The sequence below is a fragment of the Streptomyces plumbidurans genome (genome assembly GCF_019857225.1).
Lineage (GTDB): Bacteria > Actinomycetota > Actinomycetes > Streptomycetales > Streptomycetaceae > Streptomyces > Streptomyces plumbidurans.
In genome coordinates, this window is the sequence record NZ_JAFJSY010000035.1 from 96,032 (window position 1) to 110,060 (window position 14,029).

Annotated in this window: 13 protein-coding genes; 9 read left to right on the top strand and 4 right to left on the bottom strand. The window is 70.4% G+C overall.

The annotated features are described in order from the left end of the window. Positions 1-63 precede the first annotated feature (63 nt). Positions 64-660, top strand: a complete 597-nt coding sequence (locus tag JYK17_RS23065; protein WP_128801321.1) for a short chain dehydrogenase — start codon at positions 64-66, stop codon at positions 658-660. On the opposite strand, the gene JYK17_RS23070 is transcribed toward JYK17_RS23065, so the two are convergent. Beyond that, a complete protein-coding gene (locus JYK17_RS23070) occupies positions 599-1,834 on the bottom strand; it encodes an MFS transporter (protein WP_222811110.1) in 1,236 nt (411 codons plus the stop codon). The genes JYK17_RS23065 and JYK17_RS23070 overlap by 62 nt on opposite strands. Positions 1,835-1,918: 84 nt before the next feature. After that, entirely contained in the window at positions 1,919-3,364 is a 1,446-nt protein-coding gene (locus JYK17_RS23075) for a DHA2 family efflux MFS transporter permease subunit (protein WP_277751721.1), read from the bottom strand. Positions 3,365-3,458: 94 nt separating this feature from the next. On the opposite strand from JYK17_RS23075, the gene JYK17_RS23080 reads away from it, so the two are divergent. Next, positions 3,459-4,187, top strand: a complete 729-nt coding sequence (locus JYK17_RS23080) for a TetR/AcrR family transcriptional regulator (protein ID WP_128801324.1) — start codon at positions 3,459-3,461, stop codon at positions 4,185-4,187. Between the two features lie 32 nt (positions 4,188-4,219). On the opposite strand, the gene phoU is transcribed toward JYK17_RS23080, so the two are convergent. Next, positions 4,220-4,888: a phosphate signaling complex protein PhoU gene (phoU, locus tag JYK17_RS23085; RefSeq protein ID WP_108012120.1), complete on the bottom strand. Its 669-nt coding sequence runs from the start codon at positions 4,886-4,888 to the stop codon at positions 4,220-4,222. Between the two features lie 194 nt (positions 4,889-5,082). On the opposite strand from phoU, the gene JYK17_RS23090 reads away from it, so the two are divergent. From JYK17_RS23090 to JYK17_RS23100, 3 genes are all read left to right on the top strand, one after another. Next, entirely contained in the window at positions 5,083-5,895 is an 813-nt protein-coding gene (locus JYK17_RS23090; RefSeq protein ID WP_222811111.1) for a thioesterase family protein, read from the top strand. 189 nt (positions 5,896-6,084) lie between these two features. Then, positions 6,085-7,125 carry a cation diffusion facilitator family transporter gene (locus tag JYK17_RS23095; protein ID WP_108012119.1) on the top strand — a complete coding sequence of 347 codons (1,041 nt, stop codon included), beginning with the start codon at positions 6,085-6,087 and terminating at the stop codon, positions 7,123-7,125. 157 nt (positions 7,126-7,282) lie between these two features. Further along, positions 7,283-7,729, top strand: a complete 447-nt coding sequence (locus JYK17_RS23100) for a hypothetical protein (RefSeq protein ID WP_108012118.1) — start codon at positions 7,283-7,285, stop codon at positions 7,727-7,729. A gap of 44 nt (positions 7,730-7,773) precedes the next feature. Here JYK17_RS23100 and JYK17_RS23105 read toward each other — a convergent pair whose 3' ends face one another. After that, positions 7,774-8,784, bottom strand: coding sequence for a LacI family DNA-binding transcriptional regulator (locus JYK17_RS23105; protein ID WP_128801328.1), 1,011 nt, complete (start codon positions 8,782-8,784; stop codon positions 7,774-7,776). A 312-nt stretch (positions 8,785-9,096) separates the two neighbouring features. On the opposite strand from JYK17_RS23105, the gene JYK17_RS23110 reads away from it, so the two are divergent. The 4 genes from JYK17_RS23110 (at position 9,097) to JYK17_RS23125 (ending at position 13,957) form a co-directional block, all read left to right on the top strand. Further along, a complete protein-coding gene (locus JYK17_RS23110; protein ID WP_128801329.1) occupies positions 9,097-10,407 on the top strand; it encodes an ABC transporter substrate-binding protein in 1,311 nt (436 codons plus the stop codon). A 109-nt stretch (positions 10,408-10,516) separates the two neighbouring features. After that, complete coding sequence (locus JYK17_RS23115; RefSeq protein WP_222811112.1) at positions 10,517-11,512, top strand: carbohydrate ABC transporter permease; 996 nt, start codon at positions 10,517-10,519, stop codon at positions 11,510-11,512. Positions 11,513-11,524: 12 nt separating this feature from the next. Further along, a complete protein-coding gene (locus JYK17_RS23120) occupies positions 11,525-12,445 on the top strand; it encodes a carbohydrate ABC transporter permease (protein ID WP_222811113.1) in 921 nt (306 codons plus the stop codon). Between the two features lie 72 nt (positions 12,446-12,517). After that, the gene (locus JYK17_RS23125; protein WP_222811114.1) at positions 12,518-13,957 is read left to right on the top strand and encodes a GH1 family beta-glucosidase; all 1,440 of its coding nucleotides are present in this window, start codon (positions 12,518-12,520) and stop codon (positions 13,955-13,957) included. Positions 13,958-14,029: the final 72 nt, after the last annotated feature.

Consider the following 14,029-nt stretch of genomic DNA (forward strand, 5'->3'; position numbering starts at 1 on the left):
CAAGCATAAGTGCTTCGCGATCGGCATTTCCGTCCCCGCCTTGCCGGTTCTAGCGTCGCGGGCATGAAGACTCTGCTGATCGGGGCCACCGGCACGCTCGGTGCGGCCCTGCACAAGGAACTGTCCGCCCGCGGCCACGACGTGATCGCCGTCGGCCGCAGCGCCGGCGACCTGCGCTGCGACATCAGCGACCCGGCGCAGACCGCGGAGTTGTACCGGCAGGTGGGCCGGGTGGACGCGGTCGTCAGCGCCGCCGGCGACGTGCCGTACAAGCCGCTCGCCGAGATGAGGCCCGAGGACTACCGAGCGGCGTTCACCGGCAAGGTGCTGGCCCAGATCGAACTGGTCCGGCAGGGGCTCGCGCACATCGCCGAGCGCGGCTCGTTCACGCTCGTCACCGGCATCCCGGCGCGCGAGCCCGTCCCCACCGGCAGTGCCGCCTCCATGGCCAACGGCGCGCTGGAGGCGTTCGTCCGCGCCGCCGCGATCGAGATCGCGCCGCGGCGCATCAACGCGGTCAGCCCCAACGTCTTCACCGAGAGCCTCGCCGCCTACGGCTCCTACTTCCCGGGCATGGGCTCGGTCGGCCTCGACCAGGTCACCCAGGCCTACGTCCGCTCCGTGGAGGGCGGTCAGACCGGGCAGGTCTACGCGCTGTAGGGGCGCCCCGCGCGAGCAGACAGGCCGGTACGGCGACGGCGGCGCCGATGTACAGCAGTGCCGGGTAGTCCAGGGCGTGCACGATCTGCCCACCGGCGGCACCGGCCACGGACAGGCCCACGAACAGAGCGCTGTTGTTCCAGGACAGCACGGCGGTCGCGCGGCCGGGGAACAGGTCGACCAGGTGCCGCTGCTGGGCGGGGAAGAAGGCATAGGCGGCCAGGGCGAACAGGGCCAGCGCGCAGGCCAGCGCCCAGGTGACGGGGAAGGCCAGGGCGACCACGACTTCCAGCACCGCGGTCAGCGCCAGGGCCGCCCCGGTGACCCGTACGGCGTCGGCGCGGTCGGCGATGCGTCCGCCCACCTGTCCGCCGACGACGGCGCCGACACCGTAGACGGCCAGCAGCCAGGTGACGTCGGTCGACCTGCCGTCGGAGTGCAGGGCGACGGCCAGGAAGGTGTAGAGGGTGTAGACGGAGAAGGCCCACAGGGTCGTCACCGCGACGGCCGACGCCGCGAGGCGCGTGGGGGGCCGCCCGGCGCCGTGTGCCGCGGTCGGCGCGACCGCGTCCGCCGGGACCGGCCGGGCGCGCCAGACGAAGGCGTGCGGGAAGGCCAGCAGCAGCGTGCCCGCGGCCAGGATGACGAAGGCGGCCTGCCAGCCCACGTACCGTCCCAGCAGCGACCCGGCCGGAGCGCCCACCCACAGGGCCGTCAGCAGTCCCGAACCCACCACGGCCAGCACCTGCGCCCGGGCCTGCGGCCGTGCGCGGGTGCTGACCAGGGCGTACACCGTGGGCCCTGTCGCGGCGGCCGCGAGTCCGGCCACCACGCGGGCCACCAGCAGCAGGCCGAAGCCCGGCGCGAGCGCGGTGCCGACGTTGGCGGCGGAGAACAGGACCAGCGCCACCACCAGGACCGTGGCGCGGTCCCACCGGTCGGAGAGCCAGCCGGCGAAGGGCGATGCGACCACGTACGCGATGGAGAAGACCGTGACCAGCAGGCCGGTACTGGCCGCGGAGACGTCGAACGACGCGGCGATGCGCGGGAGCAGCGGCGCCACCACGAAGAGGTCGGTTCCCACCAGGAACTGCGTCAGCCAGGCCAGTGCGACCGGCCCGGCCGACAGACCGGGCACGGTGTCTTCGGCCGGCTCGCTGGGGGGCGGGTGCATGGTCCGACGCTAGATCACCGGCGGGAGCACGGCCATGGGGGGGGTGGGCCCGCGGCCGTCCCCCTTCCGGCTTCCGGCGTGGGCTCAGCCGTGGGCCTGCTGGGCGTGCCTGGGCAGCAGGCCCACCAGCAGCAGCGTGAGGAGGTTGAGGCCCGCGGTGATGGCGAAGACCAGTTCCGCGGCGGCGAAGTAGGAGTGGACGGAGGGGTGTCCGACCCGGGCGAGGAACACCGTGCCGAGGGCGGCCACGCCGATGGCGCCGGCGAACTGCTGGACGGCGTTGAGCAGGCCCGCCCCGGTGCCGACCTCCTCGGGTGTGGCGTCGCCGATGATGAAGTCGACGAGCGGGACGAACACCAGGCCGGAGCCGAACCCGGTGAGCAGCAGCGCGGGCGCCAGCTTCCAGACGGTCAGGTCGGCGCCCCAGTGGGCGACGGTCCACCAGTCGGCGAGCAGGCCCACGACCGCGAGGGACAGGCCCAGGTGCAGGGTGGCGCGTCCCAGCTTCTCGGCGAGTACGGCGCCGGCGAGCAGGACGGCGACGGCGGTGCCGAGGGCCCAGGGGATCAGGGTGAGGCCGGTGCGCAGCGGCGTCCAGTGCATGCCCTGCTGCAGCAGCAGGTTGACGATGAGGACGAAGCCGCTCAGCGACGCGTAGAACCCGGCGACGATCACCAGGCCGACGACGAAGCTGCGCTTGCGGAACAGCGACGGCGTGATGATCGGGTGCCTGCTGTGCCGCTGGGAGACGACGAACAGGGCGAGCAGGACGACCGCGGCGGCCATCATGACGTAGGTCCAGGCGGGCCAGCCGAGTTCGCGGCCCTGGATGAGCGGGACGATGAGCAGGGCCGAGGCCGCGGTGAGCAGGGCGACGCCGGTGAGGTCGAGGCGGGCGGTGCGGTCCTCTCCCCCGTGCCGGGGCAGGACGCGCCGGCCGAGCAGGAGGGCGGCGACGCCGAACGGCACGTTGATCAGGAAGATGGGGCGCCACTGGCTGCCGTAGAGATCCAGGTGGAGCAGCCAGCCGGCCAGGATGGGCCCGGCCACCATGGTCAGGCCCATCAGCGGGCCGACCGGGGCCAGGGCCTTGCGCAGGTGCTGGGGCGGAAAGACGACCTTCACCAGGGCCAGGCCCTGCGGGATCATGACCGATCCGAACAGGCCCTGCAGGGTGCGGGCGACTATCAGGAAGACCACGTCGGGGGCGAGTCCGCAGGCCAGTGAGGCGAGGGTGAAGCCGGTCATGCCGAGCAGGAAGAGGCGTCGGCGGCCGAGCAGGTCCCCGAGCCGTCCGGAGGTGACGAGCCCGAGGGCGAAGGCCGCGGTGTAGGCGCTCAGCACCCACTGGACGGTGACCTGGCCGCCGCCGAGGTCGGCGCGGATGGAGGGGCCCGCGAGGTTGGCGATGCTGGAGTCGATGAGATCCATGAGGTCGGCCAGGACGACGACGGCCAGGACGAGCCATGCGGTGCGCAGCGGAAGGCTGCTGGTGGTGGGCGCTTGAGAGGTGCGCTGGTCAGTGGACACGAACACCGTTCTACATACGAACAGTGTTCAGAGCAAGGTGAACGTCGTTCTTAGTGACATGGAACACTGTTCGTAGATCCGCTAGACTGCCCGCATGTCTCCGACTCCGCAGCAACGCCGCGCAGCGCGGCACCAGCTCGGCACCGGCCCGGACACCCCCGCCACCCGGCGTGGACCGTCCGGCGGACGCAAGAAGCCGATCACGGTCGACGCCATCATCGCCACCGCGTTCACCATCGTGGAGACGGAGGGGTACGAGGCCCTGACGATGCGGCGCGTGGCCGCCGCACTGGAGACCGGGCCCTCCTCGCTCTACGCCCATGTGGTCAACAAGGAGGACCTGGACGAGCTGCTCATCGGCCGCCTGTGCGCCGAGATCGAGCTGCCGGAGCCCGACCCCGACCGCTGGCGAAAGCAGATCACCGACGTCTGCACCCAGCTGCGCGACCAGTACCTGCGCTACCCCGGCATCTCCCGGGCCGCCTTCGCCTCCGCCCCGTCCAATCTGGACACGCTGCGCGTCGGCGAGGGGATGCTCGCCATCCTGCTCGCCGGGGGCATCGCCCCGCAGACCGCCGCCTGGGCCATCGACTCACTGATGCTCTACGTCGGCGCCTACAGCCTCGAGGTCTCGCTGGCGAGCAGGCGGCTCGCCCGCAGTGACGACGAGTGGGTCGTCGGGCGCGACGAACTGCTGCGCCGGTTCGCCGCACTGCCCGACACATTCCCGAACAGCAAGCACTACGCCGCCGAACTCACCGCCGGAACCGTCCACGACCGCTTCGACTTCACGCTGGGGCTGATGATCGACGGGCTCGGCTGAACGGTGCTGCGACGTCCAGGGCGGACGGGAGATCAGACGGAGCCGTCGGCGGGCAGGTCGTCGGCGTGCTCTCCCGTGACCAGATAGACCACGCGCTTGGCCACGGACACCGCGTGGTCGGCGAACCGCTCGTAGTAGCGGCCGACCAGGGTGACGTCCACGGCCGTCTCCACTCCGTGGTGCCACTTCTCGTCCAGGAGATGCTGGAAGATCATGCGGTGCAGCTCGTCCATCCGGTCGTCGTCCTTCTCCAGCTGGAGAGCGGACTCGACGTCGTGGGTGACGATCACTTCCGCGGCCTGCGCCATCAGCCGCTGAGCGAGCTGCCCCATCTCCAGGATCGTGCGGCGAAGATCCCGCGGCACGGCCTGCTCGGGGAACCGTCGCCGGGCCACCTTGGCCACGTGCTGGGCGAGGACCCCGCAGCGCTCCAGGTCCGCGCTCATGCGCAGCGACGTGACGACCAGCCGCAGGTCCCTGGCGACCGGCTGCTGTCGCGCCAGCACCGTGACCGCCCGGTTCTCCAGCTCGCGCTGCAGTTCGTCGACCTTGTCACCGCCCGAGATCACCGACTCCGCGAGCTGCAGATCGGCGTCCAGCAGGGCGCTGGTGGCGCGGCCCATGGCCGACGTGACCACGTTCGCCATCTCCACCAGGCCGTCGCCGATCGACTCCAGCTCCTGCTGATAGGCCGCCCGCATGGTGCTCTCCCCGCTCCGTCAAGGTGCCGACTGAGCCCGGTGCCGGGCTCGCACACATCATGCCGCGTGCAAAATGGGTGCACTGTGCACTTTCTCACGGGCGCGGGACGCGGCGCTGCCGGTAACGTGCCGACCAGCTGACATGACGACGGCACCCGCGCCCCCGCGCGCGTGCCCGCAAGGAGAAACGGCCCGTGTCCCTGACGACCTCGCCCTCCCCCGAGGGCAGCTACTTCGAGGCCATAGACGAGCACCGCTACAAGCCGACGAACCACGCGAGCGGCGCCTGGGACCCGGACGAGCAGCACTTCAGCCCCCTGGGCGGACTGATCGTCCACGCCCTGGACCGCCATCGGGCCGCCGCTCGGGACACCGGGCTGCTGCTCTCCCGGATCAGCTACGACATCCTCGGCCGTCTCGCCCTCGACGAGTGCGAGATCCAGGTGGAGACCGTCCGCCCCGGCCGCACCATCGAACTCGTCGAGGCGGTCGTACGGATCGCCGGCCGTCCGGCCGTCCGGGCCCGCGCCTGGTATCTCACCGCCGTCGACACCGCCGCGGTCGCGGGCGGCCCCGACGACCGCCTCGCCCCACCGGAGTCACTCGCCCCCTGGCGCATGTCCGACGCCTGGCCCGGCGGGTACATCGCCTCCGTGGACGTACGCCCCGTCGGACCGCCCAGGCCGGGCCGTACGACCGCGTGGGTCAGCACGCCGCTGGACCTGGTCGCGGGCCACGAGGTCAGCCCGCTCGCGTCCTATCTCGCCCTGGTCGACACCGCGAACGGAATCGCGGTGCGCCAGTCGCCCACCGAGTGGATGTTCCCCAACGTCGACCTCACCGTCCATCTCCACCGCCGGCCGCGCGGCCCCTGGACGGGCCTGGACACCACCGTCACCTTCGGCCCCACCGGGCAGGGCCTGACCAGCACCGTCCTGCACGACGTGCACGGCCCCGTCGGCCAAGCCCAGCAGATCCTCACCGTCCGCCCGCAACCGGGGGTCTGACCGGCCCGGTCGGCGCCGCCGGTGGCCATACTGGAAACAGGGCCCATTCCATTCGTGGGTGTCAGGTTTCCCCAGGTCAAAGCAGCGTTAACGGAGATGACAACGGTCACCGGTGCAGCCTTTGGCAATTGCCCCGGCCATGCGTTTCACTGCGGCCGGGGGAACGATGCGAGGGGGAAGGCGTAGGACATGACCGATCACGAGCACCAGGCGGGGCACGGGCACGACGGCCACGGGCACGGCGCAGGCGGGCACGCCGGGCACTCGCACGGTGTCTCGGCGGACGCCGACCGCCGCTGGCTGGCCATCGCGCTCACCCTGATCACGGTGTTCATGGCGGCCGAGGTCGTCGTCGGCATCATCGCGAGCTCCCTCGCGCTGATCTCGGACGCGGCGCACATGCTCACCGACGCCGCCTCGATCGTGCTCGCCCTGATCGCGATGCGGCTCTCGGCCCGCCCCGCCCGCGGCGTCTTCACCTACGGCCTCAAACGTGCGGAGATCCTCTCCGCCCAGGCCAACGGCCTGACGCTGCTGCTGCTCGGGACCTGGCTGGCGTACGAGGCGGTCCGCCGGCTCGTCAGCCCGCCCGAGGTCGACGGCGGGCTGATGCTGGCCACCGCACTCACCGGCATCGCCGTCAACGTCGCCGCCACCTGGTGCATCTCCAGGGCGAACCGCAGTTCCCTGAACATCGAGGGCGCCTACCAGCACATCCTCAACGACCTGTTCGCCTTCATCGGCACCGCCGTCGCCGCCCTGGTCGTCGTGCTGACCGGGTTCGCCCGCGCCGACGCCATCGCCACACTCGTCGTGGTCGCGCTCATGTTCAGGGCGGGCTACGGCCTGGTGCGCGACTCGGGGCGGATCTTCCTGGAGGCCGCGCCGGTGGGCTTCGACGTCGACGAGATCGGCGACCAACTCGCCGACCAGCCGCAGGTCGTGGAGATCCACGACCTGCACGTGTGGACCATCACCTCCGGCGAACCCGCCCTCTCCGCGCACGTCCTGGTCGAACCGGGCGGCGACTGCCACGCGGTACGCCGCCATCTGCAGCAGCTGCTGCGCGACAAGCACGGCATCGGCCACGCCACGCTCCAGGTCGACCACCTCGGCGAGGACACCGACGCCAAGGAACTGCTGCAGATCACCACGGCTTCGACCGAACCGACGGACCACTGCGACGACGCCCACGGCCCTGTCCACCGGCCCGGTCCGCACGAACACTGAGCACGGGCTCCGCGGCCCCGGGCGTTTGGACCTGTCCTTGCCCGTCCCGGTCCAAGGCGCCCACCGGCCTCAGCGAGGGTGGGAGAATTCACTGTCAGGCGTGGTCCATTGAGGCTCTCGACCACGTGCGGCCGCGCGTCGGGAAGGAGCCGCGGACGTGATCGAATGGCAGCAGCTCGGCACCGGGGCACGAGCCGTACCGAAACCCGTGGCGACTCCGCGGATCTGGGCGGTGGCCTTCGCCGGCGCACTGCTGCTCATGCCGGTCCTCGGCCTCATCGGCGTCTCCGACCGCCCGGCCCTTGCCCTGTCGGCGCTCTCGCTGCTCGCCGCGGCGCTGGGCCTGTGGGCCAAGTTCGTCGCGGCGCCGGGCACCGCGCTGCTGTGCTGGCTCTTCCTCAACAGCTTCGGCGTGCCGCCCGTCGGCGAGCTGAGCTGGGCGGCGGAGCGCGACCTCGCCTGGATCGGCTGTCTGCTGACGGCCACCGTCGTCGGCACGGCCGTCGCCCGCGTCGTCAACGCACGCGCCGCATACCGCCGTATCACTCCTGCCACACCCGCGAAACGGCGCGATTCCCGCCTGGGCCCGCCTCAGTCCCGCTGAGTCGCGGTCCCGTCAGCCCAAGGTCCTGTCAGAACTCACCCCCGCTAAGCCGACTCCCGCACCACCAGTTCCGTAGGCAGCATCAACTGCTGCCGATCCTCGCCGTGTTGGGTGATCCCGGTGAGGATGCGCACCATCGTGCGACCCAGCTCCTCCACGGGCTGGCGCACCGTCGTCAGCGGCGGGTGGGCGTAGCGGGCGAGTGAGTCCTCGAAGCCGATGACGGCGACGTCCTCGGGGACCTGCCGCTGCTGCCGGCGCAGTTCGTCCAGGGCGCCGAGTGCCATGAGGTCGGAGGCGGCGAAGACGGCGTCCAGGTCGGGAGCGCGTTCAAGAAGCGAACGCATGGCCCGGCGGCCGCTCTCCCAGCTGAAGTCGCCCGTCTCGACCAGGACTTGGCTTTCCTGGACGCCCGCCTCGTGATGGGCGGTGCGCCAGCCCTCCAGCCGGCTGCGGCCGACGTCCATGTCCAGGGGCCCGGCGATGGTGGCGATCCGGCGGCGTCCGCTGCTCAGCAGGTGGCGGACGGCCTGGGCCGCGCCGCCGGTGTTGTCGGCGTGCACATAGCTCAGCCGTTCGCCTACGTCGCGGCGGCCGGCCAGCACGGTGGGCAGGCCCATCTCCTCCAGCATCGCGGGCAGCGGGTCGTCGGCGTGCACGGAGACCAGCAGGACGCCGTCGACCCGGCGGGCCGCCACCGACTCGGTGAGCTGCTCGCGCTCGGCCTGGTCGCGGACGAGCATCAGCTGCAGCTGTGTCCGGTCGTCGGCGAGGGCCTCGCTGACGCCGCGGATCAGAGCGGCGAAGAACGGTTCGGAGCCGAGGCGGCTGGCCGACTCCGGGATGACCAGGGCCACCGCGTTGGTGCGGCTGGTGACGAGACCGCGGGCGACCGTGTTGGGGACGTAGTTGAGCTCCTTGATCGCCGCCAGGACCCTGGCCCGGGCGTCGGCACTGACCAGATCCGAGCCGTTGACGACCCGGGACACCGTCGTCCTGCCCACGCCCGCGCGGGCGGCGACCGTCTTGATCGTCGGACGGCGATTCCCAGCCATGCACTCCCCTCCCGGCAGCCGCGGCAGCCTCGGCCGCGCTGATGACCAGCACCGATTCTTGCAGACAGCGCTGTCGGCAGGACCAAGCGCCGTCCAAGAAAAATGAAGGCGGAGACCGGTCGATATGCGCTCGTCGCCTTCAAGTCATTGACAGATCGGCTCTGTGCCGTGAGTCTGCCATGCATCGGTGGGAACGTGCCCACCTTTCTTTGGGGCATTGCTGGGCACGTTCCCACCACCTTCCAGAGCCGTTCTTTTCGTAGCGAAGCGCGCTATTCGGGCACCTCTGCGTAGCCGCCTAGGAGGAGATCCATGAGCAGTCCCGGTTCGTTCGGCAGCAGGAGGCTGGCGTCAGCACTTGCGGCGGTGGGTGCGCTGGCACTCGTCGCCGGCTGCGGCAGCAGCGACGGCTCGGCCACGGGCGGCGGCAAGAAGGACGGCAAGACCGTCATCACCATGGGCATGTTCGGCGTGATGGGCTTCAAGGAGTCGGGCCTGCTGGAGAAGTACGAGAAGGAGAACCCCGGCGTCGAGATCAAGGCCGAGATAGCCGGCGACGAGCAGACCTACTACACCGCCCTGCAGACGCACCTCGCCGCGGGCAACGGCCTCAAGGACATCCAGGGCATCGAGATCGGCCGGGCCAAGGAGATCACCGAGACGCAGGCCGACAAGTTCGCCGACTTCTCCAAGACGCCGGGCACCGACCACTTCCTGCCCTGGAAGCAGTCGCAGATCACCACCAAGGACGGCAAGGTGCTGGGCCTCGGCACCGACGCCGGCCCGATGGCCGTGTGCTACCGCAAGGACTACTTCGCCAAGGCCGGACTGCCCACCGACCGGGAGCAGGTCTCGAAGCTGTGGGCGGGCGACTGGAAGAAGTACGTCGAAGTCGGCCGCACCTTCAAGAAGGACTTCAAGGGCGGCAAGGTCTCCTACATGGACTCGGTCAGCGGCCTGTTCAACGCCATGGTCTACGGCTACCCGCAGCAGTACTACAACGAGAACGGCGACCTGATCTACGACAAGAACCCGGTCGTCAAGCAGGCCTGGAACCTTGCCGCGGACGCCGCCGACGCCGGGCTGAGCGCCAAGTTGCGCCAGTTCCAGCCCGGTTGGGACCCGGGACTGGCCAACGGCACCTTCGCCACGGCGGTCTGTCCGGCGTGGATGCTGAGCCACATCAGCGAGAAGGCCGGTGACAAGAACAAGGGCAAGTGGGATGTCGCCAGGGCCCCCAAGGGCGCCAACTGGGGCGGCTCCTTCCTGGGTGTGACCGAGAAGAGCCCGGTGAAGGCCGAGGCGCAGAAGCTCGTCGCCTGGCTGACCGCGCCGGAGCAGCAGGCGTACATCTTCAAGAAGCTCGGCAACTTCCCGTCCTCCAAGCAGGCGTTGGAGCGGGCGGACGTCAAGAACGTCACCTCCCCGTACTTCAGCAACGCGCCGATCGGCCAGATCTTCGGTGCCGCCGCGCAGGAGATCCCCGACAAGCAGGTCCTCGGCCGCAAGGACGGCACGATCAAGGACACCTTCACCCAGGGCCTGGCCCTGGTCGAGCAGGGCCAGTCGCGGGACAAGGCGTGGAAGACCACCGCCGGGCGCATCGACAAGGCGGTCGGCTGACCCTCGGGCCCTTCGAACACCCCGGGCGCGCCTCCCACCCTGCCGGGCGCGCCCGGGGCCCCTCTCGGACATCCGCACCACGGACATCCGCACTCAGGAAGGAACTCCGGTGGCGACCTCCACCACCAACGCCCTGGCCGGCGAGGAGCGTGCCGGCCCGCCCGCGAATAGCCCCGGCGGGAAGACCGGCCGCAAGCGCAGCGCGCTGCTGCACCGGATCGACCTCAAGGGCGCCCCGTACGCCTTCGTCGCGCCGTTCTTCGTCGTCTTCGCCGCGTTCAGCTTCTACCCCCTGATCTATACGGCGTGGATCTCGCTGCACCATGTGGAGCTGGCCACGCTGGACTCCATGCAGTGGGTGGGGTTCGACAACTACGTCGACCTGTTCAAGGACTCACGGTTCTGGAACGCGCTGGAGAACACCATCACCATCGGTGTCATCTCCACCGTGCCGCAGCTGCTGATGGCGCTCGGCATGGCGCACCTGCTCAACTACCGGATGCGCGCCTCGCTGTTCTTCCGGGTCGCGTCGCTGGTGCCGTACGCCACCTCGGTCGGCGCGGCGGCCCTCGTGTTCACCATGCTCTTCGAGCGCGACTTCGGCATGATCAACTGGGTGCTCGGCTCGGTCGGCATCGACCCGCTGGACTGGGAGGCCAACAAGTGGCCTGCCCAGGCGGCCATTTCGAGCATCGTGATCTGGCGCTGGACCGGCTACAACGCGCTGCTGTACCTGGCCGCGATGCAGGCCATCCCCGCCGAGCGGTACGAGGCGGCGTCCATCGACGGTGCCTCGCGGTGGAAGCAGTTCACCCATGTCACCGTGCCCGGGATCCGCTCCACCATCGTCTTCACCATCGTGCTCTCCACCATCGGCGCCACCCAGTTGTTCGGTGAGCCGCTGATCTTCGGCCAGGGGCCCAACGGCGTCACCGGCGGCGCGGACAACCAGTACCAGACGCTGGGTCTGCTGCTGTACGAGGAGGGCTGGAAGAACTACCAGATGGGCCGCGCGGCGACCGTCGCCTGGGCGATGTTCCTGCTGCTCATCGTCGTCTTCGTGGCGCAGCGCCTGATCAGCCGGCTGCGCTCCCGCAAGCCCTGACCAGGAGCCGTCATGACCGTCAACTCCCTTCCGGTCCGCACGGACGCCCCGGTCCGGACCCCCGCCCCGAAAGCCCCGCGCACCGGCCGCCGGCTGCTGCGGATACGTGCCGGCCGCCAGCACCACGCCGGCCCGCTCGCCTACGTCCTGCTCGGGATCATGGCGCTGGTGTCGATCTTCCCGCTGTACTGGACGATGGTGGCGGCCTCCACGGACAACACCCGGGTCAGCCAGACGCCGCCGCCGTTCCTGCCGGGCCCCAACCTGTTCAGCAACCTCGCCCGCGCCTGGAACGAGGCGGCGATGGGCAAGGCCATGGTCAACAGCCTGATCGTGGCCGGGGTCATCGCCCTGTCCACGGTGCTGTTCGCGACGCTGGCCGGCTTCGCCTTCGCCAAACTGCGCTTCAAGGGCCGCAACATCCTGCTCACGCTGGTGATCGGCACCATGATGGTGCCGCCCCAACTCGGCGTCGTACCGCTGTTCATGATGATGTCTCAGCTCGGACTGGCGCAGCAGCTGCCCGCCGTCATCTTCCCGACGCTGGTGAGCGCGGTCGGGGTGTTCTTCATGCGGCAGTACCTCGGGGAGGCCCTGCCGGACGAACTCGTCGAGGCGGCGCGGGTGGACGGGGCGCACTCGCTGCGCATCTTCTGGAGCATCGTGCTGCCGGTGGCGCGGCCCGCGATGGCCGTCCTGTTCATGATCACGTTCGTGCACGCATGGAACGACTTCTTCTGGCCGTTCGTGGTGCTCGACATGTCCAACCCGACCGTCCCGGTCGCCCTCACCCAGCTCAGCGCGGGCTATGTCCGCGACCAGTCACTGATCATGGCGGGCGCGCTGCTCGGCACCCTGCCGCTGCTGGCGATGTTCATCGTCTTCGGCCGCCAGATCGTCAGCGGGATCATGGCGGGCGCGGTCAAGGGCTGACCCGAGGCGCGACCTCTTCTTGCATTGCCCGTTTCAACTCACCTACGTGACACACCTTTTGAGAGGATCTACGTGGTCACCGCAGCACGACAAGGCGGATCTGCCCCGGACGTGGCACGCGTCTTCCCCGACGGCTTCCTGTGGGGCTCCGCGACCGCCTCGTACCAGATCGAGGGCGCGACCGCCGAAGATGGCCGCACCCCCTCCATCTGGGACACCTACGCCCACACCCCCGGCCGGGTCCGCAACGGCGACACCGGCGACATCGCCACGGACCACTATCACCGCTGGCGTGAGGACGTGGCGCTCATGGGCGAACTCGGCCTGGGCGCCTACCGGTTCTCCCTGGCCTGGCCCCGCATCCAGCCCACCGGCCGCGGCCCCGCCGTCCAGAAGGGCCTGGACTTCTACCGCCGGCTCGTCGACGAACTGCTGGCCAAGGGGATCACGCCCGTGGCCACGCTCTACCACTGGGATCTGCCGCAGGAGTTGGAGGACGCGGGCGGCTGGCCCGAGCGCGTCACGGCCGAGCGGTTCGCCGAGTACGCGGCCATCGCCGCGGACGCCCTCGGGGACCGGGTGAAGACCTGGACCACGCTCAACGAGCCCTGGTGCAGCGCCTTTCTCGGCTACGGCTCCGGTGTCCACGCCCCCGGCCGCACCGACCCGGTGGCCGCCCTGCGCGCCGCACACCACCTCAACCTGGGGCACGGTCTGGCCGTTCGGGCACTGCGCGCCGCGCTGCCCTCCGACGCCCAGTGCTCGGTGACGCTGAACTTCCACGAGGTACGCCCGCTCACCGACAGCGACGCCGACACCGACGCGGCCCGCCGGATCGACGCGCTCGCCAACCGGGTGTTCACCGGGCCGATGCTGCAGGGCGCGTACCCGGAGGACCTGCTCAAGGACACGGCGTCGCTGACCGACTGGTCCTTCGTACGCGAAGGCGACCTGGAGCAGATCAACCAGCCGCTGGACTTCCTCGGCGTCAACTACTACACGCCCACGGTGGTTTCGGAGGCCGACGGCAGCGGCACGCACAACGCGGACGGACACGGCAGGAGTACGCACAGCCCGTGGCCCGCAGCGGACCTGGTCGCCTTCCACCAGCCGCCCGGCGACACCACCGCCATGGGCTGGGCCGTCGACCCCTCGGGCCTCTACGACCTCCTGACCCGGCTGTCGGCCCAGTTCACGGCACTGCCCCTGGTCGTCACGGAGAACGGGGCGGCCTTCGACGACTACGCCGACCCCTCCGGCCAGGTCAACGACCCCGACCGCATCGCCTATGTGCGCGGCCACCTGGCCGCCGTGCACCAGGCCATCGAGGACGGCGCGGACGTACGCGGCTACTTCCTGTGGTCCCTGCTGGACAACTTCGAGTGGGGCTACGGCTACAGCAAGCGCTTCGGGGCCGTCTACGTCGACTACCCCACCGGCACCCGCATCCCCAAGGCCAGCGCCCTCTGGTACTCCCAGGTCGCCCGCACCGGCACCCTGCCCGGCGCCTGACGGGCCGAGGAGGGACCACGGGCGGACGGCACGGCCCCGCCGGTCCAACAACCGCGGCATGCCGCACACCAA